At 72.5% G+C, this 22,989-nt stretch carries 16 protein-coding genes; 9 read left to right on the top strand and 7 right to left on the bottom strand.

From position 1 onward, the window contains the following. The first annotated feature begins 207 nt into the window (after positions 1-207). Both IPN03_15965 and IPN03_15960 read left to right on the top strand, forming a co-directional pair. Entirely contained in the window at positions 208-3,621 is a 3,414-nt protein-coding gene (locus tag IPN03_15965; protein ID MBK9375168.1) for an EAL domain-containing protein, read from the top strand. Between the two features lie 95 nt (positions 3,622-3,716). Continuing rightward, complete coding sequence (locus IPN03_15960; protein ID MBK9375167.1) at positions 3,717-5,954, top strand: 6-phosphofructokinase; 2,238 nt, start codon at positions 3,717-3,719, stop codon at positions 5,952-5,954. A gap of 22 nt (positions 5,955-5,976) precedes the next feature. Here the strand turns inward: IPN03_15960 and IPN03_15955 are convergent, their stop codons facing one another. Continuing rightward, positions 5,977-7,320, bottom strand: a complete 1,344-nt coding sequence (locus tag IPN03_15955; protein ID MBK9375166.1) for a 6-phosphofructokinase — start codon at positions 7,318-7,320, stop codon at positions 5,977-5,979. 77 nt (positions 7,321-7,397) lie between these two features. Between IPN03_15955 and IPN03_15950 the strand changes: the two genes are divergently transcribed. Continuing rightward, positions 7,398-8,837 carry a class I SAM-dependent methyltransferase gene (locus IPN03_15950; GenBank protein MBK9375165.1) on the top strand — a complete coding sequence of 480 codons (1,440 nt, stop codon included), beginning with the start codon at positions 7,398-7,400 and terminating at the stop codon, positions 8,835-8,837. A 6-nt stretch (positions 8,838-8,843) separates the two neighbouring features. Here the strand turns inward: IPN03_15950 and IPN03_15945 are convergent, their stop codons facing one another. Next, positions 8,844-10,796: a hypothetical protein gene (locus IPN03_15945; protein MBK9375164.1), complete on the bottom strand. Its 1,953-nt coding sequence runs from the start codon at positions 10,794-10,796 to the stop codon at positions 8,844-8,846. 46 nt (positions 10,797-10,842) lie between these two features. Between IPN03_15945 and IPN03_15940 the strand changes: the two genes are divergently transcribed. The 5 genes from IPN03_15940 to IPN03_15920 all read left to right on the top strand — a co-directional run bounded on the left by IPN03_15940 (position 10,843) and on the right by IPN03_15920 (position 15,519). Beyond that, a complete protein-coding gene (locus IPN03_15940) occupies positions 10,843-12,006 on the top strand; it encodes a hypothetical protein (GenBank protein MBK9375163.1) in 1,164 nt (387 codons plus the stop codon). 28 nt (positions 12,007-12,034) lie between these two features. Then, positions 12,035-12,412 carry a sxtJ gene (locus IPN03_15935; GenBank protein ID MBK9375162.1) on the top strand — a complete coding sequence of 126 codons (378 nt, stop codon included), beginning with the start codon at positions 12,035-12,037 and terminating at the stop codon, positions 12,410-12,412. Next, positions 12,412-12,570 (top strand): hypothetical protein, encoded by a 159-nt coding sequence (locus IPN03_15930; GenBank protein ID MBK9375161.1) that lies wholly within the window; start codon positions 12,412-12,414, stop codon positions 12,568-12,570. The genes IPN03_15935 and IPN03_15930 overlap by 1 nt, the downstream gene beginning before the upstream one ends. 2 nt (positions 12,571-12,572) lie before the next feature. Further along, a complete protein-coding gene (locus IPN03_15925; GenBank protein ID MBK9375160.1) occupies positions 12,573-14,444 on the top strand; it encodes a carbamoyltransferase in 1,872 nt (623 codons plus the stop codon). 64 nt (positions 14,445-14,508) lie between these two features. Beyond that, positions 14,509-15,519, top strand: coding sequence for a glycosyltransferase family 4 protein (locus IPN03_15920; protein MBK9375159.1), 1,011 nt, complete (start codon positions 14,509-14,511; stop codon positions 15,517-15,519). A gap of 22 nt (positions 15,520-15,541) precedes the next feature. On the opposite strand, the gene IPN03_15915 is transcribed toward IPN03_15920, so the two are convergent. From IPN03_15915 to IPN03_15900, 4 genes are all read right to left on the bottom strand, one after another. Beyond that, positions 15,542-16,726 carry an ABC transporter ATP-binding protein gene (locus IPN03_15915; protein MBK9375158.1) on the bottom strand — a complete coding sequence of 395 codons (1,185 nt, stop codon included), beginning with the start codon at positions 16,724-16,726 and terminating at the stop codon, positions 15,542-15,544. 17 nt (positions 16,727-16,743) lie between these two features. Further along, the gene (locus IPN03_15910; protein ID MBK9375157.1) at positions 16,744-18,006 is read right to left on the bottom strand and encodes a glycosyltransferase family 2 protein; all 1,263 of its coding nucleotides are present in this window, start codon (positions 18,004-18,006) and stop codon (positions 16,744-16,746) included. Then, a complete protein-coding gene (locus tag IPN03_15905) occupies positions 18,003-19,280 on the bottom strand; it encodes a glycosyltransferase family 4 protein (GenBank protein ID MBK9375156.1) in 1,278 nt (425 codons plus the stop codon). Before IPN03_15905 ends, IPN03_15910 begins: the two co-directional genes overlap by 4 nt. 160 nt (positions 19,281-19,440) lie before the next feature. Next, positions 19,441-20,238 carry a GNAT family N-acetyltransferase gene (locus IPN03_15900; GenBank protein ID MBK9375155.1) on the bottom strand — a complete coding sequence of 266 codons (798 nt, stop codon included), beginning with the start codon at positions 20,236-20,238 and terminating at the stop codon, positions 19,441-19,443. Positions 20,239-20,331: 93 nt separating this feature from the next. On the opposite strand from IPN03_15900, the gene IPN03_15895 reads away from it, so the two are divergent. Continuing rightward, a complete protein-coding gene (locus IPN03_15895; GenBank protein ID MBK9375154.1) occupies positions 20,332-21,444 on the top strand; it encodes a glycosyltransferase family 2 protein in 1,113 nt (370 codons plus the stop codon). Here IPN03_15895 and IPN03_15890 read toward each other — a convergent pair. Beyond that, on the bottom strand, positions 21,413-22,987 hold the full coding sequence (locus IPN03_15890; protein MBK9375153.1) for a glycosyltransferase: 1,575 nt from the start codon (positions 22,985-22,987) through the stop codon (positions 21,413-21,415). The genes IPN03_15895 and IPN03_15890 overlap by 32 nt on opposite strands. Positions 22,988-22,989: the final 2 nt, after the last annotated feature.

Below are 22,989 nucleotides of genomic sequence, written 5' to 3'. Positions count from 1 at the left end.
GGGCCCGAATCGGTCCCCTGTGTGTGACTATATGAAAATATAGTTATAAATCGATTTCCTGTCAAGCCCTCGCGCCGGTCCGTCGCGGGAATGCCCCCCCCGGGCGTCCGTCAGGTCTGGCGGGTGGAAAGAGAAACAGCTCATTCTGCTCCTCGACCGGAGCGCCGGGGTGGTCGAGCGGCTAACATCAGTCCGACCGGGAGGGGCATGAGGAGCGACGAGCCCGCGGTAGGCGAGGGGACGGACCGCTACCGCCGCCAGAGGCGCATCCAGGAGGCGACCTACGCGATCGCCCAGGCGGTGACGTCGAGCGAGGGCCTCGACGACCTCTTCGCGCGGATCCACCGGATCGTCGCCGGGCTGATGGAAGCCCGAAACCTCTACATTGCGCTCCTGGACGAGGCGACCGGCAGCCTCACGTTTCCCTATTTCCGCGACGAGATCGACGCCGAGCCCCCCGCGGGGCCCGTCCCGGTCGGGCGCGGGCTGACGGGCTACGTCCTCCGGAAGGGGGAGCCCCTGCTCGCCTCGCCCGAGGTCTTCGACGACCTCGTCGCGCGCGGAGAGGTGGAGTCGATCGGGGCCGCCTCGATCGACTGGCTGGGCGTGCCGCTGCGCGCGGGGGACCGGACGATCGGGGTCCTCGCGGTCCAGAGCTACGTCGGAAACCTGAGGTACGGCGCGGAAGACCAGGCGCTCCTCGGGTTCGTCTCGTCGCAGGTCGCCCTCGCCATCGAGCGCCGCCGGGGGGAAGCGGCTCTTCGCCAGAGCGAGAGGCGGCATCGCGCGCTCCTGGAGGCGCTGCCCGACCTCCTCTTCGTCCTCGGCCGGGATGGCCGCTACCTCGCGGTCCACGCCGCGAGGCCGGAGACTCTCGCCGCACCGCGCGAGACCCTCCTCGGCAGCGCGATCCCCACGGTCCTGCCCCCGGCGGCGGCGGCGGTCTGGATGGGTGCGATCGGCCGCTGCCTCGCGGGCGAAGGCACGCAGGTCATCGAGTACGCGCTCGACGTCCCAGCCGGCCGGCGCGTTTTCGAGGGGCGGGTCGTCAGGCACGACGCGGAGTCGGTGCTCTCCCTCGTTCGCGACGTCACCGACCGCGTCGAGGGGGAGCGGGCGCTTCAGGAACGCGAGCGGGAGCTGAAGCGGCTCACCGACAACATGCTCGACGTGATCTCCGAGACGGACCTCACCGGGGTCCTGCGGTTCGCCACGCCCTCCTACGAGGCGGTGACGGGCTGGCTGCCCGAGGAGTTCATCGGGCACAACGCCTTCGAGTTCATCCACCCGGAAGACGCAGAGCTCTCCCGGGAGATGCTCGGGAGAAAGGCGCGGCGGGACGGCTCCTCCTCCTTCACCTACCGCTTCCGGACGAAGGACGGCCGGTGGCTCTGGGTCGATTCCCTCGTGACCCTCGCGCGGGACGGGAAAGGGGAGCCGGACGGGCTCGTCATCACGAGCCGCGACGTCACCGACCGCAAGCGCGACGAGGAGATCGTCCGGCTCCAGCACGAGACGGAGCGGAGCCTGCTCCGGCGCGAGGGGCTCGAAGCGATCCTCGGGCGGATCTGCACCCGCGTCGCGGGGTTCTTCGACTTCCCGGTCGTCTGGATCGGCCTGAAGGTATCCGACGGGAGGATCGAGCCGCGGGCCGTCGCGGGCGAGGCCGCCGGGTTCGTGACGGGCTCGACCTTCCGCTGGGACGAATCCCCCGAGGGGCGCGGGCCGTCGGGAGAGGCGGTCCGGACCGGGAAGACCGTCTACGTCGATGGCCTCGGGGACGAGCGGGTCGCACCCTGGAAGGAGGGCGCGGTGGCGAGCGGCCTCGGTGCCGCGATCTCGGTGCCCCTCGTCGTCGGCGAGCGCGTCCTCGGGGTCCTTTCCTGCTACGCCCGCGGGCCGGAGGCCTTCCGGAGCGGTGCGGTCGTGCCGATCACCCGGATCGCCGACCAGGCGGCCCTCTCGCTCCTCGAGGCCGAGCAGCTCGAGCGGATCGAGCTGCAGACGGCGGCCCTCGAGGCGACCGCGAACGCGGTGGTCATCACCGACCGCGAAGGACGCGTGGAGTGGGTCAACCGCGCCTTCACCGACCTGACCGGGTTCAAGCTCGAGGACGTTCGCGGCGAGACGCCCCGCGTGCTCAAGTCCGGCGTCCAGAGCGACTTCTACTACGAGAAGATGTGGGAGACGATCCTGGGCGGGCACGTCTGGCGGGGCGAGCTCTACAACAAGCGCAAGGACGGGACCGTCTACGTCGAGGAGCAGACGATCACGCCCGTCACCGGGACCGACGGCACCATCGGCCATTTCGTCGCGGTGAAACAGGACGTCACCCAGCGGAGGAAGACCGAGGAGAGGATCCGCTACCTCGCCCTCCACGACCCGCTCACCGACCTGGGGAACCGCCGCTCGGTCGAGGAAAGCCTCGAGCGGGTCGTCGCGCGGGCGCGCCGCGGGACGCCCGGGTCGCTCGTCCTCCTCGACCTGGACCACTTCAAGGTCGTCAACGACACGCTCGGGCACGCCGCGGGCGACACCGTTCTCGTCGAGCTGGCACGCCTCCTCGGGACGCTCCGCCGGCCTGGGGACGAGATCGCCCGCCTCGGTGGCGACGAGTTCGTCCTCGTCCTCGAGGGGATCCCGGGGGAGGCGGGCCGCATGGTGGCCGAACGGCTCCGGCGGGCGATCCACGAGCACCGCTTCGAGGTCGGCGGCAGCCGGTTCGACCTCGGTGTGAGCGTCGGCGTCGTCCCGATCGACGGGCGCCTCAACGCCGCCGCGCTCCTCGCCCTCGCCGATTCGGCGCTCTACTCGGCCAAGGAACGGGGCCGCAACCGCGTCGTCCTCGTCGACGCCTCGATCTCGCCGACGCCGCTCTCCGAGGCGAGCGTCTGGGCCTCGCGGGTCAAGGACGCCCTTCGCGACCAGCGCTTCGTCCTCGCCTACCAGCCGATCTTCCGCCTCGCCACGGGACGGACGGCGCACTACGAGGCGCTTCTCAGGCTGCGCGACGACGCCGGAGAGCTCGTCGGCCCGGGTGCGTTCCTGCCCGCGGCCGAGCAGTTCGGGCTCCTCCCGCAGCTCGACATGTGGGTCGTCGACCAGGTGCTCGAGCTGCTGAAGGCGCGGGGGGACGTGGAGGTCTTCGTGAACCTCTCCGGCGCGAGCCTCGGCGAGGAGGGGCACCTCCTCTCGATCGAGGAGCGGATCCGGGAGAGCGGGATCGGTCCCGGCCGGCTCGCGTTCGAGGTGACCGAAACGACCGCGGTGAGGGACATGATGGCCGCGCGGGAGTGGATGCGGCGCCTGCGCGACCTCGGCTGCCGGTTCGCGCTCGACGACTTCGGCATCGGGTTCTCGTCCTTCTCCTACCTGCAGAGCCTCCCGGCCGACTACGTCAAGATCGACGGCTCCTTCATCCGCGACCTCGACACGAACCTCGCGAACCAGGCCCTCGTCAAGGCGATCGACACGGTGGCCCACACCCTCGGCAAGGAGACGATCGCCGAGCAGGTCGAGAACCTCGGATCGGTGGCCATCCTGAGGGAGCTCGGAGTGGAGTTCGCGCAGGGCTTCGCGCTCGGCGGGCCGAAGCCGGACCTGCCCCCGGCGGACGCCTGATCGCGCTCCTGAGCCCCCCGCCCGCGCCTTCCCGCCCCGGCCCCTAGAATCCCCGGGGCCGCGGTCCTCCTGACCCGGCCACGAGGGAGTGCGGAATGGCGAGCGAGAAACCCCGGCGCGTGGCGATCCTGACGAGCGGTGGCGACGCCCCCGGGATGAACGCCGTCGTCCGGGCGGCGGTGCGCGCGGCGCTGGAGAAGGGGCTCGAGATCTTCGCGGTGGAGGAAGGGTTCCAGGGGCTCGTGGACGGCGGTTCGCGGATCCGGCGGATGGGATGGAACGACGTCGGCGGCATCCTCGCGAAGGGGGGAACCGTCATCGGCACCGCGCGATGCCCGGCGTTCCGCACGCGCGAGGGGAGGCTCGCCGCCGCCCGGAACGTGGCACGCGAGCGGATCGACGCGCTGATCGTCGTCGGTGGAGACGGCTCGTTGACGGGCGCCGACCTCTTCCGCAGGGAGTGGCCCGGCCTCCTCAAGGAGCTCGCGGCAAAGGGCGAGCTCGCGCCGGAGACGGCGAAGGCGGCCGCGCCGCTCGCGCTCGTCGGCCTCGTCGGGTCGATCGACAACGACATGGCCGGGACCGACATGACGATCGGTGCCGACACGGCGCTCCACCGGGTCGTGGAAGCGGTCGACGCGCTCGTCTCGACGGCCGCGAGCCACCAGCGGACCTTCGTCGTCGAGGTGATGGGCCGCAACTGCGGCTACCTCGCTCTCATGAGCGCCCTGGCGACGGGTGCCGGGTGGGTCTTCATCCCCGAGGCGCCGCCCGACGGCGACGACTGGGAAGAGAAGCTCTGCGCGGTCCTGACGGAGGGACGGAAGGCGGGACGCCGGCACTCGACCGTGATCCTCGCGGAGGGGGCCATCGACCGGCAGGGAAGGCCGATCGAGGCGGAGCGGATCCGCAGGCTCCTCGAGGAGAGGCTCGGGACCGAGACCCGGACGACCGTCCTCGGCCACGTCCAGCGCGGAGGGGCGCCGAGCGCCTTCGACCGGACCATGGGGACCCTCCTCGGCGTGGCGGCGGTGGAGGAGGTCCTGCGTTACGGCCCGGACGACGTACCGTGTCTCATCGGCCTGCGGGAGAACCGCATCGCCCGCGTGCCCCTGATGGAGAACGTCGACAAGGCGCGCGCGGTGGGCGAGGCGATCCGGTCGGGCGACTTCGACCGGGCCATGGAGCTGCGGGGCACGGGGTTCCGCAACGCCTTCCGCATCCTGAAGACGCTCGTCCGCGCCTTCCCGCACGGCCCCCGCGACGGGCAGCGCCGGCGGCGCTTCCTCGTCCTCCACGCGGGCGCCCCGGCCCCCGGCATGAACACCGCGATCCGCGCGGCGGTGCGCCTCCTCGTCGACCAGGGGCACGTCGTCCTCGGCGCCCGGAGCGGCTTCGAGGGGCTCCTCGCGGGCCACGTCGAGGAGCTCGACTGGATGAGCGTCCACGGCTGGGTCTCCGCGGGCGGGGCCGAGCTCGGGACGAGCCGGAAGGTCCCCTCGACGGAGGAGCTCGGCGTTCTGGCCGGGGTCCTCACCGCTCACCAGGTCGAGGGGATCCTCCTCGTCGGTGGCTGGGCGGCCTACCAGGCGGTGTTCCGGATGGACGCCGCCCGAGGCGCTCACGCGCCCTTCCGCGTCCCGATCGTCTGCGTCCCGGCCGGCATCGACAACAGCCTCCCCGGCTCGGAGCTCTCCATCGGCGCCGACACCGCGCTGAACGCGATCGTCTGGGCGGTCGACAAGATCAAGCAGTCGGCCGTGGCCTGGCGGCGCACGTTCGTCGTCGAGGTGATGGGGCGCTACTGCGGCTACCTCGCCGTCATGTCGGGCCTGGCGACGGGGGCCGAGCGGGTCTTCACGCACGAGGAGGGGATCACGATGGCGGGCCTCGAGAAGGACCTCGAAAGCCTCGTCGCGGGCTTCCGGAAAGGGAAGCGCCTCGCGCTGATCATCCGGAACGAGCACGCCAGCCCCGTCTTCACGACGGACTTCCTGCGGCGCCTCTTCGAGGAGGAAGGCAAGGACCTGTTCGACTCCCGTCAGGCGATCCTCGGTCACCTGCAGCAGGGTGGCGATCCGACGCCGTTCGACCGGATCGTGGCGACCCGGTCGGCGGCCCGCGCCGTGGAGGTCCTCCTCGAAGAGAGCGCCAAGGACGACCCGGCGGCCTGCTACCTCGGGTTCCAGGCGGGGAGGCTGACGACATTTCCGATCTCGGGCCTCCCCTCGAAGGTGGAGGACGCGTTCGAGAGGGCGAAGGACCCCTGGTGGCGCGCCGTCGAGCCGGTCGTCCGCCTGCTGGGACAGTCCGGACCGGGCTCGGCCGCCTGACGGCGGCCGCCCGGCCCGCCGCCTACAGCGTCTCCCCCTCGAAGTACGACGCGCTCCCCGGGCCGGTCTCGTCGCGGTGGCCGGACGGAACGAGGACGATCGGCGGGAGCTCGTTCTCGACGAGGTAGCCGAAGCGGTCGCGGAAGTCGGCGAGCGACAGGCCGCACGTCGCCGCGAATCGCGCGAGCTCGTGCGGGTCCTCGAAGTCGTCCTTGCGGAGGCGGATCATGTAGCGGCGCGCGATGGCGTAGCGGGTCGAGTGGACGTCGACCATCCGCACCTTCGTCCGGCCCGTCTGCGGGTCGATCATCTCGGCGAAGGGGATCGGGACGAAGTTCCCTCCCTGCATCGACACCATCGCCCCCGTTCCCCCGGAGAGGATGTACTTCGCCGCGCAGTAGCCGAGGTCGCGGGTGTACTCGAGGTCGAAGGGGACGGGGTCGGCGCAGCGCAGCTCGTAGCCGATGTTCTTGTCGGTGACGGTCGCCTTCACGCCGAGCCTCTTCAGCTCTTCCTGGACGGCCATCTTCAGGATCTCGCCGATGTTCACGTCGGCGATGCGCAGGTGTCCGTGGGCGTCGCGCTCGGCCTCGGCGAGCCCCTTGAGCTCCTCGGGGTCGAGCTCGAGGACGAGCCCTTCCGCGATGATCGCCACGCCGTCCCGGCGCCCGTAGCTGAGCCGCTTCAGGATCGCGCCGACGAGCGTGTCGACGATCGCGCGGAACCGGACCTTCTGCCCCTGGAACTCCTCGGGGATCAGCGTGAGCGTCGCGCCGGCGGCCTTCCCGATCCCGAGCGCGAGGTGACCGGCCTTGCGCCCCATCGCGATGACGAAGTACCAGCGTGACGTCGTCCGCGCGTCGACCATCAGGTTCTTGACGATCTCGACGCCGACGTGGCGCGCCGTCTGGAAGCCGAACGTGTCGACGTCGGGCGGCAGGTCGAGGTCGTTGTCGATCGTCTTCGGGACGTGGACGACGGCGATCCGGCCCTCGGCCTTCTCCGCGAGCTTCATCGAGGAGAACGCGGTGTCGTCGCCCCCGATCGTGATGAGGCGCGAGACGTTGAGGCGCAGGAGCGAGATGACGGCGTTCTCGAGGAGCTGCGGGTCCTTCGTCGGGTTCGCGCGGGCGATGCCGATGTGCGAGCCGCCGCGGAAGTGGATCCGGCTCACCTCGTCGATCGTGAGCGGGTGAACGTGCTCGATGTTTCCCTGCATGAGCCACTGGAATCCGTCGCGGATGCCGAGGACGGTGACGCCTTCGAGCTGCGCGCGGATCGTCGCCGCGCTGATGACGCTGTTGATGCCCGGGGCCGGTCCTCCGCCGACGAGAATGGCCAGGTTCTTCTGCGGGCTGTTGGTCATGGAGCCTCCATCGAGCGGCGAAGTGTACGGCAGGGCGGCGCAGGCCCCGGCCGTCCACTAACATCGCCGGGACGACCATGTCCGCGACGCCGACCCTGCCCGCCTCGCCGTCCTCCGACGCCCGCCGTGCGGGGTTCCGATCGAGGGATGCGATCCGCGCGGCTCTCTCCCGGTCCGGCGTCTCGTCGGCGGGCGTCGAGGTCGACGTCACCGAGCCCGAAGCCGCCCTTCCGGTCGCGGGCCTCGCCCGCGCCCTCGTCGAGGCCTCGGCCCGGCCGTCCGTGCGACTCGTCCCGGGTGGAGGCTTTCCCGGCGCACCGTTTCCCGCCGGGGAGACCTACGTCACCTCTTGGGAGCTGCAGCTCCTCGACGAGGAACGGGCCGCGGGCCCGGCGCAATCGGCACCCTGGTCCGCCGAAGCGCCCGTCACGGTGCACGGGCGTCACGGAGACGGATTCGCGGAGTCTTTCCGGCCGTGGCTCGTCCATTCCTTCTCGGGGCGAAAGGGACACGCGCGCCCCGAGGTCCTCGCGCTCGTCCCCGCCTCGGCGCGGGCCGTCCTCGACGTCGGCTGCGGTGAAGGGGCGCTCGGCGCGAGCCTCGAGGCGCTCGGCGCGCGTGTCACCGGGATCGAGCTGGACGCCCGCGCGGCCCGCGTCGCCGCCCGCCGGCTCACGCGCGTCCTCGCCCTGCCGGCCGAGGAGGCCGTCGAGCTTCTCGACGCCCGTCCCGACGCGATCGTCCTGGCCGACGTCCTCGAGCACCTCGCCAACCCGGCCGCCGTCCTTGGCGCCCTGCGCGCGGCCCTCGCGCCCGGGGGGCTCCTCGTCTTCTCCGTCCCGAACGCCACGCACGCCTCGGTCCTCGGCGGAGCGTTCCGCGGCCGCTGGGACCGCGAGCTGGAGGGGATCGTGGCGGACGACCACCGCACCTACGCGGGACGGGCGGGCTGGGTTTCCCTCCTGGGGTCGTGCGGCTTCCGCGTGACCTCCTGCACCGCCGCGGCGGCGCGGACGGCACGCTCCGGCGAGGACCGCGAGGCGTTCCTCGCCTCGACCCGCCTGACGGCGGACGATCTCGACGCCGTGCAGTGGCTCGGGACCGCGGAGCTCGCGGCTCCCGGCACCCCGGGAGAGGGGCGCATCGCGGTGGAAGCCGAAGGACCTCTCGGCGAGGAGGACCCGATCGGCGCGGTCGCCTCGCGAGCCGGGTCGGGAGAGATCGTCCTCGCCGCCGGGAACCCCGTTCGCGCGGGTCTCGTCGAAACGCTCCTCGGGGGAGGCCTGGTCACGGGCGAGGACGCGATCGCGCTCCTGTCCGGCTGGACCCCGTCGGGCCTGGAAAGCCGGTTCGAGGGGAGCGGTCTCTCCGTTCGGGTCGCGCCGTCCTCGGAAGAGCCGCTTCCGCGTGCCGTTCAGCGGGTCGTCGACGAGCGGCGAGCGGCGATTCTTCCGACGGACGAGGCGGCGCTCGGGGCCGCCCGCTGGGCCGTGACGTTCGGTCCGGCCGTTTCCTGACGCGGGTCAGCGCGCCGTGCCGACGCCGGGAAGGCCCGGCTCGACCCGCGCCTCCTCGTGACGGATGAACGCGGCGAACGTGCCTGGCCACACGGACGGTTTCGAAGGGGCCGTCGCGAGAGGCGTCCCCGGGAACCACGGGGCAGCCGCGCCGGCGAAGCGCGAGGCCCTCTCGGGGTCCTTGCGGTCCCGCGCCAGGAGAGCGCGGACCGCGAGAATCGAGGGGGTGGCTTCCCGGTCCCGGGGAAGGGAGCCCAGGAACGCCGCCGCCGTGTCGAACCGCCCGAGGAGGCGAAGGCTCTCGACGTAGAGGGCGTCTCCTTCCTCGCCGGGCCGCAGGGCCAGGAGCCGGTCGGCGAGAACGAGCCCCTCGTCGAGCCGGCCCGTCTCGTGAGCCCGGAGGACCTGCCCGGCGAGGGACTGGAGATAGACGGAGCCGCTCGCGGGATCGCTCGCGCCGTGGAGAAGCGAGCGGCCGAAGAAGCCCCACCGCGGGAGCGGAGCGAGGATTGCCGCCAGCTCCGCCGGAAAGGGAACCAGCCTCGGCCCAAGGTCGGGCCGGCGGTCGTACCACGGGGGCCGGGAGAGCCGTGCCGCGACCTTGTCGGGCGTTCCCGCGAGGGTCGCGGCGAAGTACCACGGGTGGACGACGTGCGGGGCGGCGGCCGGCACCGTCGCCAGGACCTGGTCCGGCGGAACGCTCGGCCTGCCCTCGTCGTTCGGCTCGATCGCGATCGCGGGAATCTGCTTCTCGAGCCGGGGCGTCAACGCCGGGCGGCGTGCGTTCGCGACGTAGGTGTCGACGAACGACGTGTGGAGGAGGAGCGGGGGAAGGTTCAGGGCGATCGAAAGGCCGGCAACGATACGCCGGGGCCGGTCGGCCAGGCCCGCCGCGACGAGCGCCGCCCAGGGAGCGAGGAGCGGGACGGCGGGAACGAGGAGTCTCGGTCCCCATCCTCCTGCACCGTGCCAGGCCCACCAGCTGGCGGCCGTGACGAGAAGGACGGCCGCCGCGGCGAGGCTCGCGGCGGCCGCGAGGCGCCGCGGCGCATCGACGCCGGACCGGAGCTCACGAAGAAGGGCCACGCCCGCGAGCGCGGCCGCCGGGAAGAAGAGGAGGAGCCCGCGGTTCGGCCCGACGAGGAGGCGCCAGAGGCCGTCGAGGAGCGGGTGCGTGAACCCCTCGCCGCCGTAGCCGGAGAACGGCGCGCCGAACCGGACGATCTCGAGCACGAGCCACGCCGCCAGCGGCACGCTGGAGCCGAGCGCCGCGGCGAGGAGCCGCCGGCCCCGGAGAAAGGACGCGGCGGCGAGCGGCAGGAGGAGGATCGGCGCCACGGCCGCGAGGCTCGACTTCAGGAGGACGGCGAACCCGGCCGAGAACCCGGCCGCCGCCGCGAGGCGTGCGGACGCGCCCGGCGCCGTCTCTCGCGCGGCGCCGAACGCGAGAGCGAGCGCGCCGCCGAGCGCCGCGGCCTGGAGCGGCTCGGAGTAGTCGGACGTGGCGTAGGCGGCGAGGGGAGAGCCGAGCCCTGCCAGCAGGACCGCGAGGCTCGTCCCGGACGCCGACGCTCCGGCGAGCCGGGCCGCATATCCAGAAGCGGCCGCCGCGAGGAGCACGGCCGCGAACGGCGCGAGGAGGAAGAGCGGCTGCGAGGAGCCGGCCCCGAAACGACGTTCCACGAGGGGCGCGAGGAACGCGGCGGGAAGCTGCGCGAGCGTCGTTCCGAAGCCGTACCGCGAGACGGCGTGGTCGCCGCGGTCCACCGCGCGGGGCGCCCCCTTGGCGAGGCCGATCCCACCCGTCTCGGCGATCGCCACGGCGGTCCCGATCATCTGCCGGCCGTCCGATCCTTTGCCCGCGTGACGGTCGTCCGCCGACAGCGCGAGGACGGCAGCGACGACGAGAAGGGAGCGCCGCACGGGGCTCGCCGGTGCCGGGGGACGGGTTCTCGCCACCGGCTGAGGCTACCGCACGCCCTCTACGGGTGGCATCCTCGACCTCATGCTCGTCCGCAGTCTCCACTGGGTCGGCTCGAACGTCCTCGTCCCGATCGCGATCGCCGTTCTCGCCTTCGCGGTCCTCGAGGGCGGTTGCCGGGCGGGAGGACGCCTCCGTTCCGGGACGTGGCCGGTCACGGCCCGCGAGAAGGAAGCGCGCCTCGTCCGCGAGATCGGACGAGCCTACCGTCCGCACCCGTTCCTCGCGATGTCCGGCCGCCCCGGGGGCGTCATCCGGGTGGAAGGTCATGAAGCCCGCTTCAATTCGCTCGGGCTCCGGGGCCCGGAGGTGGAGAGGCCGAAGCCCCAGGGGCGTTACCGCGTCGTCTGCGAGGGAGGTTCGACGACCTTCGACCTGCGCGCCTCGGGCGACGCCTCGACCTGGCCCGCGCTTCTGGCGGGGAGCCTCGGCCCTGGCTGGGACGTGGTCAACGCCGGCTTTCCGGGCTGGACGAGCGTTCAGAGCCTCATCTCGCTGGAGCTGCGGGACGTCGACCTCGAGCCCGACCTCGTCGTCGTCTTCGCCGGGATCAACGACGCACAGCCGGCCGGGCACGTTCCGTTGGCGCGGGACTACTCGGCCGGGCACGGCGAGATCCTCCCCCGCGTTCTCGGCGCAGAGCCGGCGCCGCTTCCCCTGGCAGCGCGCTCCGTCTTCGTGGAGTGGCTCCGTCTCCGCCTGGGGCTTCTCGAGCCGCCGGCGGCCGGGAGCGGTTTCGCTCCCGCGTGGGGGTGGGCAGGAGGCGAGCGCCGGGACGTGATTCCCGAGGACGCCGTCGCCGTCTTCGCGCGAAACCTCCGGTCGATTTCGGCCGTCGCGCGGGAGCACGGGGCGAAGACCCTCCTCGTGGCGCAGGCGGTCAGGGTCCGAAAGGGCCAGCAAGAGGCCGACCGGGCCTACCTCGCGTCCTGGACCCCGGGGCTGACGCTGGCCGGCTACCTCGACGCCCTCCGCCGCTACAACGCGGCGGCCCTCGCCCTCGCCGACGGACGCGACGTCTTCTTCGCGGACCCGTTCGCCGAAGGCGACTTTTCGGACGCGGACTTCGCAGACCCGATGCATTTTTCACGCGCCGGCGCGGAGAAGTTCTCGAGGCGGATCGCCGAGGTGGCGGTTCGGATCCGGACCGTGGATCCGGCCCTTCCCGCTGCTAACATCCGGCCCTGATGCGGTGCGGGGCCCCGGCCGCGCGAAGATGGACGCAGACAGGAAATTCGGACTCGTCGTCGGGGGAGTGCTGGCCCTGCTGGGCCTCGCGCTCGTCCTCGCAGGCTCGCGGCTCGCGGGGCCCGTGCTGGGTGGCGCGGGAGCGCTGCTGCTCGTCCTCGGCTTCGTCGCCCCGGGACTCCTCGGTCCCGTCCACCGGGGGTGGATGGCCGTCGCCCGGACGCTCGGACGGGTGAACACGACCCTCTTCCTCGGTCTCGTCTTCTTCCTCGTCCTGACGCCGCTCGGCTTCGCCCTCCGGCTCGCGGGCCGCGACGAGCTCGCGCGCCGGCGGCGGCGCCGGACCGGCTGGGTCCCCTACCCCGAACGCAACCGCGACCCGCGCCACTTCGAGAAGATGTTCTGATGGCCAAGCACGAGGTCCTCGTCGAGCTCTGGGAGTTCCTGAAGTACCGCAAGAAGTTCTGGCTGGCCCCGATCCTCTTCCTCCTGATCCTCGTCGGGTTCCTGCTCGTCCTCGCCGAGAAGAGCGTCCTGGCGCCGTTCATCTACACCCTCTTCTGACCGTGCCGAAACGCATCCTCGGCCTCTCGGCCTATTACCACGACTCCGCCGCGGCACTCGTCGTCGACGGCGAGATCGTGGCGGCCGCCCAGGAAGAGCGGTTCACGCGCAGGAAGCACGACGCCGGGTTTCCGGGGCACGCGGCCCACTGGTGCCTGAAGGAGGGGGGCGTCGAGGTCTCCTCCCTCGACGCCGTCGCCTTCTACGACAAGCCGCTCCTGAAGTTCGAGCGACTGTTCGAGACGTACCTCGACTTCGCGCCGCGCGGTTTCCGCTCCTTCCTGAAGGCGATGCCGCTCTGGATGCGCGAGAAGCTCTGGATGAAGGACCGGATCCGCGAGGACCTCCGCTTCGAGGGGGAGATCCTCTTCGCCGAGCACCACGAGTCGCACGCGGCGTCGGCGTTCTTCCCGTCTCCCTACGAGGAGGCGGCCGTCCTGACGATGGACGGCGTCGGCGAGTGGGCGACCTCCTCGATCGGCCACGGGAAGGGCGCGTCGCTCGACATGCTCCTCGAGCTGCGCTTCCCCCACTCGGTCGGCCTCCTCTACTCGGCATTCACCTACTTCTGCGGGTTCAAGGTGAACAGCGGCGAGTACAAGCTCATGGGGCTCGCGCCGTACGGAGAGCCGCGGTTCGCCGACGTCATCCGGCGGGAGGTCGTCGAGGTGCACGACGACGGCTCGATCCGGCTCGACCTCGACACGCTCGAGTTCGCTCACGGTCTCACGATGACGGGACGGGCGTTCGAGCGCCTCTTCGGGGGGCCGGCGCGGGCCGCGGAGTCGCTCCTGACGCAGCGTGAGATGGACCTCGCGGCCTCCGTGCAGGCCGTCACCGAGGAGATCGTCCTGAAGATGGCCCGGCACGCGAAGGAGCTCACGGGCGCGAAGCATCTCTGTCTCGCCGGAGGCGTCGCGCTGAACTGCGTCGCGAACGGGGCGCTGGCGCGCGCGGGTCTCTTCGAAGACCTCTTCGTCCAGCCGGCTGCGGGGGACGCGGGAGGGGCCGTGGGCGCGGCGCTCGCCGTCTGGCACCGCAGGATGGGCGGGCCGCGGTCGAGCCCGGAGAAGCTCGGGACGTGGAGTTCCCCGGCGGGAGGAGGCGGCCTTGCGCCCTACGCCGACGGCATGAAGGGAGCGTTCCTCGGCCCCGCCTTCCCTTCGGAGGAGATCGCGGCCTGGCTGCGCGGGAAGGGCCTGCCGTTCCGGACCGTTCCGCTGGAGGAGCTGCCCGACGTCGTGGCCGCCCTGCTGGCCGAGGAGAAGGTCGTCGGCCTGCTGCAGGGTCGGATGGAGTTCGGGCCGCGCGCTCTCGGCGGGCGCAGCATCCTGGGCGACCCGCGCTCTCCGAAGATGCAGTCCGTGATGAACCTGAAGATCAAGTTCCGCGAGTCGTTCCGGCCCTTCGCCCCTTCGGTCCTTCGCGAAGACGTGTCCGAGTGGTTCGAGCTCGACGGCGACTCCCCCTACATGCTCCTGACGGCCGACGTGAGGAAGGAGCTGCGGCGCGAGATGACCCCGGCCGAGCGGGCGCTCTGGGGGATCGAGAAGCTGAACGTGCCGCGCTCGGGCATCCCCGCGGTGACGCACGTCGATTACTCGGCGCGGCTCCAGACGGTGCGGCGCGAGGCGAACCCGCTCTACCACGCGATCCTCTCCGCCTTCAAGGCGAGGACGGGCTGCCCGGTCGTGGTCAACACGTCGTTCAACGTGCGCGGCGAGCCGATCGTCTGCACGCCGGAAGACGCCTGGCGCTGCTTCATGCGTACGGCGATGGACGCCCTCGTCCTGGAGAACCACGTTCTCCTCCGCGAGGAGCAGCCCGAGTTCGTCGAGACGGAGGAGTGGCGGGCCTCCTTCACGCTCGACTGAGCGAGGCCCCGGGGCCGTACCCCGGATCGCGCCGGGTTATCGTCGGAGACTGCGGAGGGACCGGATGAAGGTCGTCTACGTCGTCGAGAGCCTCGAGATGTCGGGAGGCGTCAAGGTCATCGTCGAGCACGCGGAAGAGCTCTCGCGCCGCGGGCACGACGTCTCCATCGTCACCCGTCACGCGGCCGACGACTGGATGCCCGTCGGCGTCCCGGTGAGCCTCGTTCCCTCGTTCTCGGCAGAGACGCTCCCGGAGGCGGACGTCCACGTTGCGACCTGGTTCGAAACGGTGGTCCCGACGCTCCGGGCCGGCCGCGCCCGGACCGTCGTCCACTTCAGCCAGGGCTACGAAGCGATCTACCCCTGGATCGCGCACCGGAAGGCTGAGATCGACGAGGCCTACGCGCAGCCGGTGCCGAAGCTCCTCATCTCGGCCCACCTCGTCGGGCTCTTCGAGGGGCGATTCCCCGGGCCGTTCCACGTCCTGCCGCAGGCGATCCGCGCGGCGGACTACGCCCCGGGAGACCCCGAACGCGACCGCCCGCGGCAGCCCCCGGCGATCGGCATCGTCGGCCCCTTCGAGGCGCTCAACAAGGGGATCCGGGTCGGCCTCGAGGCCGTCTCCCGGCTGCGGGATGGGGGCCGGCCCCTGCGGCTGCACCGCGCGAGCCAGATGCCGCTCACCGACGAGGAGCGGGCGCTCCTGCCCTGCGACGTCTACGCCTTCCGCGCGTCCGTCGCGGAGATGGTCGCGTGGTACCACTCCTCGGACGTCCTCGTCCACCCCTCGTTCGAGGCGGAGGGCTTCCCGCTTCCGCCTCTCGAGGCGATGGCCGCGGGCGTGCCCGTCGTCCTGACGGACATCCCGTCCTACGCGCCCATACCGGCCGACGCGGCGCCCCGCGTCCCTCCGGGCGACGCCGCTGCGATCACGCGCGAGGTGGGCCTGCTCCTTCACGAACCGGGTCTCTGGGTGGCCCGCAGGCGGCGCGGGATCGAGGTCGCCGCGACGTTCTCGCTCGCCCGCGCGATCGACGCGCTCGAGTCGGCGCTCTCGGCGATCGTGAAGGGGTGAGCGCGCCGGGTCCCCGGGGGACTCAGGGCTCGACGGTCCACCTCGACTCGACGCTCATCAGGCCGCTGCGCCACACCGGGGACTCCACGCGGAAGCGCAGGTCGCTGCGGGCGTCGTAGAGCGCGAGCGAGGTCTCGTCCCCGACGTAGGCGAAGACGACGAACTCGCCCTTGCCGAGCGGGAGCGACGGAACGGAGACGCGGACGCGCTGCCGGTCCCGGCCCGAGAACGGGCCTGCGCCGTCGAGGCGCGAGTCGGCCGTGAAGCAGACGATGTTGTCGGGCGTGGAGACGGCCACGTGGAGCTGGACGGGGCGGGCGGGGTCGTCGACGGCGAAGTCGACCTCGGCGGCCCAGGCGTCGCCCGGCGCGAACTCGTGCCGCTCGAGGCCGTCGCGGTCGAGGAGCCGCACGGAGAGGATCTTCGCGTGGGTCCCGGCGCCGTCGGGGACGGCGCTCGTGCTCTCTCGCACGCCGTCCTTGGCGGCCAGGAACCGCTCGTACTCGAGGACGACCTTCTGCGCCTCGCCCTCGGCCGCGACGAGGCCGTCGCGCAGCCAGACCGCGTGGTCGCAGAACGTGGAGATGTAGTAGAGCGCGTGGCTGCAGAAGAAGATCGTCCGGCCCGAGCTCTTCAGGTCGAAGATCCGGTCGATGCACTTCTTCTGGAACCGCGCGTCGCCCACGGCGAGGGCCTCGTCCAGGATCACGACGTCGGGGAGGACCGCCGTGGCGACGGCGAAGGCGAGGCGCATCGACATCCCCGAGGAGTAGGTCTTCACCGTCCGGTCGAAGAACTCGCCCAGCTCGGCGAACGCCTCGATCTCGGGAAGGGCGGCGTCGATCTCGGACCGCGACAGGCCCGTCAGGGCCGCCTGCAGCACCGCGTTCTGCCGTCCCGTCACCTCCGGGTGGAACGATGCGCCCAGCTCCAGGATCGACGCGATGCGGCCCGGCACGGTGAACTCCCCGGTCGTGGGGGGAGTCGTCCCGGCGAGGATCTTCAGGAGCGTGCTCTTGCCCGAGCCGTTCTCCCCGATGAGACCCATCACCTCCCCGCGCTCGAGCCGGCCCGAGACGCTGCGGAGGGCATAGACCTCCTCGTGCCGCTGCCGGCCGGTGATGGCTTCGATCAGCCGGTCGGCGGGGCGGGTGTAGACGCGGTAGACCTTCGAGATTCCCTGGAAGGCGAGTGCGGGGGTGCTCATCGTGGGCAAACCGGATCTTAGGGGACGCCTGCTCTCAGCGGGCCGGCCAGGCCATGACGTCCGCGAGGGTGAGGCACGGGAGATCGAGGCCGGGCGGGAGGAGGGACGTGAAGGCGTCGGAGGAGAAGAGCTCCTCGTCGCCCGGGTAGGTCGGGACGATCGCCGGACGGAACCGCTCGAAGATCGCGCGCGTCGGGACGGTGCGAAGGCGCTCGTTCTCCCGCCGCTTCTCCTCGAGCCGGGGGAGGTCGACGGCGATCCGGTGGAGGGCCCTGAGACTCGACAGCGCGTGCTCGCCGGCGAGGTCCGGGCCGCTCTCGGGCACGGCGACCCCCAGGAGGCGCGCGACGGCGTGGACGGCCCGGCGCCGGAGGCCCCGGGGCGCAACGGCGCGCCCGCCGGGCCCTGCCGTCCCGGTAAGGGTCGATCGTGAGGGCGCCGCCGCCGGGGGCCGTCTCGCGGAGGATCCGCTCGGTCCGGTGGAGGAACGTCAGGAGGACGGCCGGGAGGAGCGCGGTCCGCAGCTCGTCGTCGACGTTCTTGAAGAACGTCGCGAAGGCGTTCTTCTCGATCAGGAAGCCGCGGTTGAAGATGCCGAGGGCCTCGCCGGTGGCGCCCGACCGGTGGCGGACGACGGCGCGGGGCTCGTAGGCCGTCCCGAGGCCGCGGGACGCGAGGCGCAGGCCGAGGTCGACGTCCTCGAGGTAGGCGAAGAAGTCGTCGTCGAAGCCCCCGTGCGCGAGGAACGTCTCCTTCCTCATCGCCATGTTCCCGCCGCACGGGGCGAGGCGCGGCGCGCCCGGCGGGTCGTCGCGCACGTCCGCGACCGGCCGGCCGAAGTCCTTCTGGAACGCGTGACCGTCGAAGGTGAGGAGCGTGTCGCGGTAGTCGACCTTCGTGCCGTCCCAGCTGACGATCCGCCCGGTGACGGCGGCCACGTCGGCCGGGGCGCCGTCGAGCGCCGAGACGAGCGCCGAGAGCCACCCCTTCTCGACTTTCGTGTCGTTGTTGAGGAGGACGAGGGTCTCGCCGCGGCACTCCTGGGCACCGAAGCGGACACCGGGGGCGAAGCCGAGGTTGCGTCCCGCCGGCAGCAGCCGGACGGCCGGGAAGTCCGTCCTCACGAGCGCGGCGGTTCCGTCGGTCGAGCCGTTGTCGACGACGACGACCTCGACGTCGCCGGACGGCCAGCCGTCCTGGGCGAGAGAGGCGAGGCAGGTCGCGAGGTGGTCGCGCCCGTCGTGGGTCAGGACGACGATCGAGACGGCGGGGACGCTCACCGGCCGCGCCTCGTGGAGAGGGCGTCGGCGAGCCGCTCCCTCAGGCTGCGCGAGGCGCCTGCCGCGCCGGGGCGAGCGGCCGGGCGGTGCGGGTCGAACGCGGGGGCGGCGGCGAAGTCGAGGACAGGCGCGAGGGTCCGTTCCCAGCGGTACGCCGCGGCCGCGGCCCGGCCGCGCGCCGAGAGGTCGGCCCGGACCGCCGGATCGGTGAGGACCTTCACGAGGGCGGCGGCGAGACCCTCGGCGTCGTCGGTGTCGACGAGGAGCCCCGCGCCCGAATCGGCGAGGAGCTGCCCCATCGCGCCTCCCCGGTTCGAGACGATCGGGAGGCCCGCCCAGAGGAAGTCGAGGCCGCGCGTGCGCAGCGACAGGTCGGTCTCGAGCCCGGGGCGGTGCGTCAGGACCGCGGCCGTCGCCTCGAGGTAGACGGCGCCACGGGCGTCGTACGGGAACCACGGGACGAACAGGACCTGGCGGCCGTGCCAGCCGCGCGCGCGCGCCGTCTCCGCCGCCCGCGCGTAGGCGCCCTGCGGTGTCGTGTCGGGATTGGGGCTCGCCACGAAGACGAGGCGGCACGCGGGGACGCTCTCGAGCACGCGGTCGAAGACGGCGAGAAGGGCCGCGGGGTCGTACCAGTCGTAGACGCCGCCGAAGAAGAGGACGGGGTCGTCCGGGCCGATGCCGTTGCCGGCCGTCCGCAGAAGAGCCGGCCCCGGGACCGGCGGCTCGGCGGGGACACCGAAGGGCGCGACGGAAAGGAGCCGCTCGAGCGAGGGGTCGTCGGCCCAGACTCCCGGGTTCACCCGGCCGATTGCCAGGAGGAAGCCGGCGAAGAACGCGCGCTGCAGCGGCGAGGAGACGAGGAAGCGGTCGCCTCGCTCGAGCTGCAGGGAGAGCGTGGCGTGATCGTGCCGGAAGACCCCGGGGCCGAGGCGTGAGGCGTAGGCGAGGTTCTCGACGAGGAACGGGTCGTAGAGGTCGACGAGAGTCGGGAGCGGTGCTGCGACCCGGAACAGCTCGTTCGAGACGTGGCCGGAGACGACGGCGCCGTCGTGTCGCGCCGCGAGCGGGGCGAGCGTGGCGGCATCGAGCCGCTCGAGCGCGACGCCCGAGGAGCCCAGCCACTCCGGAGCTTCGGCGGGGTCGCCGGGAGCGGCGAGCGTCGTGGAGTGGCCGGCGGCCGCGAGATGCCGCGCGATCTCGCACGCCCGGATCCCCATGCCGGCCATCCGGGAGCGCGCGGGTTCCGGCGAGAGGACGAGGATCCGCGACATCAGAAGACGTCGTTGTCGCCCCAGCGTGCGTCGAAGTTCGCGGGGCTCACGTCGACCGTCACCGCGGGCGAGGTGGGGAGGATCCCGAAGGGGTTCTGGTCCTCGGTGACGGTGAAGCCGAAGAGGGTCGTCAGGTGCGGCAGGAGGGGCGAGAAGCGTGTCAGGCCGACCCGCAGCTCGGTGATCCCCCGCGGCGCCAGGTCGCGGGCGACGGCGGAGAAGAGCGCGTCGAGCCCCTCTCCCGTGCCGGGCTGCCCCGACTGCAGGTCGACGAGGACCGCGACGGGCCCCGCCGTCGAGGCGACGGCGTACGCCTTCGCCTCTCCCCCGGCGAGCACCGTGTAGACGCGGTAGTAACGCTGGGGGCGTGCGTGGTAGCGCCAGTTGAGGACGGCGCGCGACCGCTCCACGCGGAAGCCGGGGAGGGCGTGGAGCCGGCCGGCGAGCGCGTCGATCTCCTCCGGGAACGTGTCGGAGATCGCCACGTCGAAGCCGTCCGGGGCCGGACGGTGAGCGTGGGCAGGGGCGCCGAGCAGGCGGCCATCCACTCGTAGCGGTACCCGAGGAACCGGCTTCCGAAGCGAGCGGCGCCCCGGTTCGGGAACCCGCAGAAATAAGGGATGCCGGCCGCAGAAGCGAGCCCCATCGCGGCCTCGTGCAGCGGGATGAGCGGCGGGAGGCGCCCGGCCATACGTGCCGAGGGGTCGGTCATGATGTCGCAGAAGACGAGAGCGTCGCGCCGCTCGCCGGCGCCGTGGAGGCGCCACCGCCACCCGCCGTAGTACGCGACGACCTCGCCCTGCCGCTCGCCGACGACGCCGAAGTGCTCGAACGGGCTCCGCCCGTACTTCCACTCCCACTCCTCGGCCCTGAGCTCGGACCCGTAGGCGCGCTGGAAGAGCCTCTGGATGCCCGGAAGGTCTCCCGGCGCGAACGCCCTCACCTCGAGGCGGGTCAACCTGCTGCCGTCCGGGTCCGCGTGCCGGTCCGTCTCGGTCGGGCGTCCACGGGTTGCATTCGTCCGCGACGTTACCAAAGAATGCGGTCGCTGGTGCGCCTCCTCTCCGCCGTCATCGTCAACTACCGCTCCGCGGCCCTCGCCGCCGGCTGCGTCGCGAGTCTTCGACGCGAGGCGGCCGGTGCAGGCGTCCCCCTCGAGGTCGTCGTCGTCGACAACAGCGCCGAGCCGGATGAACGCGCGTTCCTGGGGACGCTCGACCAGGTCCGTTACGTGCCGCTCGCGACGAACGCCGGCTACGCCGGCGGGCTGAACGCCGGGGTCGGGGCGGCGACCGGCGACGTTCTCCTCCTCGCGAACCCGGACCTCGTCTTTCCGAGCGGCTCGCTCCCTCCGCTGATCAGGGCCCTGGAGACGCCGAACGCCGGCGCGGCCGGGCCCCGCTTCACGTGGGACGAGGAGGGACGCTGGCTCCTTCCGCCTCTCTGGCTCCCTTCCCCGGGTGAGGAGGTCGCGAAGATCCTCGCCCGCTCGCGGCTGGCATGGGGCGCTCCTCTCCGGAGAGCCTGGCACGCCGTCGCGCTGCCGCAGTGGGAGGCGTCCTCCCCGATCGCGGTCCCCGGCCTCGTCGGCGCCCTCGTCGCCGTCCCGCGCGACGTCTGGACGAGGGTCGGGCCCTTCGACGACCGGTATCCGCTCTTCTACGAGGACACCGACTGGGCCGTCCGGCTGGCTCACGAGGGGCTCTCGGCGATCCTCGTTCCCGCCTCGCGCGTCGTCCACCTCCACGGGCAGAGCACCGCGCGCTCGGCAGAGGGTTCTCTCGCCGCCTTCCTGGTGTCCGAGCAGCGCTACTTCGACCTTCACTTCTCCGGGGCGGCCCGCGCGCTCCGCGGTGCGGCGGGAGCGCTCCTGCCGGCCGCCGCCGCCCGCGACGTCCCGGTGGTCCGAACGCCGCCCCGCCTCGAGTGGAGCTTCCGGGGGCGGGTTCTCGTCGAGATCACCACGGTCCCCGAGCTGGCTCCGGCGGCGGGACGATTCGTCGAGGAGGGCTTCCTCGATCTGGCGGGGGCCGATTGGGAGCGGGTCCCCGCGGGGCCGGTCTATCTCCGGGTCACGGAGCGGGCCTCGGGAGACGTCCTCGTCTCGACGGCCTTCCGCAAGGACGAGCCGCTCAGCCCCGGCCCAGGAGGCGGGAGAGCCTGAGCGCGAGCCGGACGCTCCTTCGCGAGAGGACCGCCTGGAGCTGGCCGTGCGCCGCCCCGGTCGCGTGCCTCTCGGCGTCGAGATCCTGCACCGCATGCGCGAGCCGTTCGCCGAGGGAGGAGACCTCGGCGCGCAGCGCGACCTCGGTGTCGTAGAGACGCGTGAGCTCGACGTCCCGCGCCTCGACGGCCGACGTCGCCTGGGCCTGCAGGCGGTCGAGCCCCGCTCTCGCCGCGAGGGCCTCGTCCAGGCGGCGGGAGGCCCTCCGCTGGAGTGCCAGCAGCCGTTCCTGCGCCGCGGGGAGTGCCGGAAGGCTGCGCGCTCCGGCCTGGCACGCTGCCCGGTAGACCGCGTCCAGCCGGGAGAGGTGCTCCGGGAACGGGATCGGCGGTTCGGAAGGGCAGGCGGCGCGCAGCTGCGCGCGGAGGCCGGGTTCCTCCGCAAGGCGCCGGAGCGCGTCCGCGAGGCCTTCTGCGTCGCCGGAGCGCACGACGAGGCCGCGAGGTCCGACCCGTTCGGGAAGGGCTCCCGCGTCGGAAACGACCAGGGGCAGGCCGAGGGAGAAGGCCTCGTCGAGCGTGAACGAGTGCGACTCGTGCGCCAGCGAAGGAAACGCGGCGGCGTCGAGCGGGAAGCGTGGGAGATCGGAGGGGACGTAGGGACCGTGGAAGACGACGCGGCCCGGTGGTGCGGAGGACCGCAGCGCGCTCTCGAATGCCGCGTCCGGCGCCGTTCCGAAGAGGTGGACGACGACGCCGAGCGACTCGGGGAGGGAGGCCGCCGCCGCAACGAGGAGGTGCGTTCCCTTCGCCGGGAGGAGGTTTCCCCAGTGGCCGACGTCGAGACCTGGCGTGGCGCGCGCGGCAGCGGCCGCAGGGAAGGGAAGCTCCGGCAGGGCGACCGGAAGGACCGCGAGCGCTCCCCCGGGAAAGGCCCCGACCTCCTCGAGGAGCCTTCGCTGCGCCTCGGACGGCACGAGCACGGCCGCGAGGAGAGACCGCTCCCTTTCGAGGAAGGACGCCCTCAGCGACAGCTCGTCTTCGACCTCGGAATCCGTCTCCCACGGGTCGCGCCTCACGCAAGGGGTACAGAGCCCGGGGGACTCGGGAGCCCGGCAGAACGAAAGGTCGGCCTTCAGGCGGTGGACGCGGGGGCAGGAGAGGGCGACGTCGTGGAGCGTCGCGACCGTGGGGGTCCCTGCCGCGGCGGCCACGGCCGCGAGGTTCGGGACGAGGCGCAGCCAGGAGTGGACGTGGAGGACGTCGGGGCCCAGGCGCCCGAGGAGGCCGCGGACGATCGCTTCGCCGTCGGGGCGGTCGCGCAGGCGTTCGGTGTGCGGGCCGAGCCCTTCGAGCCGGAAGACGGGAACGCCGGCGACGAACTCTTCCGTCAAGCGGGCCGAGCTGCCGCGGCGATCGGAGCCCGAAAGGACGAAGGCGTCGTCTCCGCGGGCCTTCTGCGCCGACGCCACGGACTCCACGTACGCCTCCACGCCACCCCGGAACTCGGGCGCGAACCCGTGGACGGCGTGCAGGACGCGCATCT

It is taken from the genome of Holophagales bacterium (genome assembly GCA_016719485.1).
Taxonomy (GTDB): Bacteria; Acidobacteriota; Thermoanaerobaculia; order UBA5066; family UBA5066; genus UBA5066.
This window is presented reverse-complemented; position numbering and strand designations above follow the sequence as displayed.

Coding starts and splice junctions, on each gene's coding strand:
- IPN03_15930 (MBK9375161.1), top strand. CDS start 12,412: ATGGCCAAGCACGAGGTCCTCGTCGAGCTCTGGGAGTTCCTGAAGTAC.
- IPN03_15940 (MBK9375163.1), top strand. CDS start 10,843: ATGCTCGTCCGCAGTCTCCACTGGGTCGGCTCGAACGTCCTCGTCCCG.
- IPN03_15890 (MBK9375153.1), bottom strand. CDS start 22,987: ATGCGCGTCCTGCACGCCGTCCACGGGTTCGCGCCCGAGTTCCGGGGT.
- IPN03_15905 (MBK9375156.1), bottom strand. CDS start 19,280: ATGTCGCGGATCCTCGTCCTCTCGCCGGAACCCGCGCGCTCCCGGATG.
- IPN03_15950 (MBK9375165.1), top strand. CDS start 7,398: ATGTCCGCGACGCCGACCCTGCCCGCCTCGCCGTCCTCCGACGCCCGC.
- IPN03_15915 (MBK9375158.1), bottom strand. CDS start 16,726: ATGAGCACCCCCGCACTCGCCTTCCAGGGAATCTCGAAGGTCTACCGC.
- IPN03_15935 (MBK9375162.1), top strand. CDS start 12,035: ATGGACGCAGACAGGAAATTCGGACTCGTCGTCGGGGGAGTGCTGGCC.
- IPN03_15965 (MBK9375168.1), top strand. CDS start 208: ATGAGGAGCGACGAGCCCGCGGTAGGCGAGGGGACGGACCGCTACCGC.
- IPN03_15955 (MBK9375166.1), bottom strand. CDS start 7,320: ATGACCAACAGCCCGCAGAAGAACCTGGCCATTCTCGTCGGCGGAGGA.
- IPN03_15920 (MBK9375159.1), top strand. CDS start 14,509: ATGAAGGTCGTCTACGTCGTCGAGAGCCTCGAGATGTCGGGAGGCGTC.
- IPN03_15960 (MBK9375167.1), top strand. CDS start 3,717: ATGGCGAGCGAGAAACCCCGGCGCGTGGCGATCCTGACGAGCGGTGGC.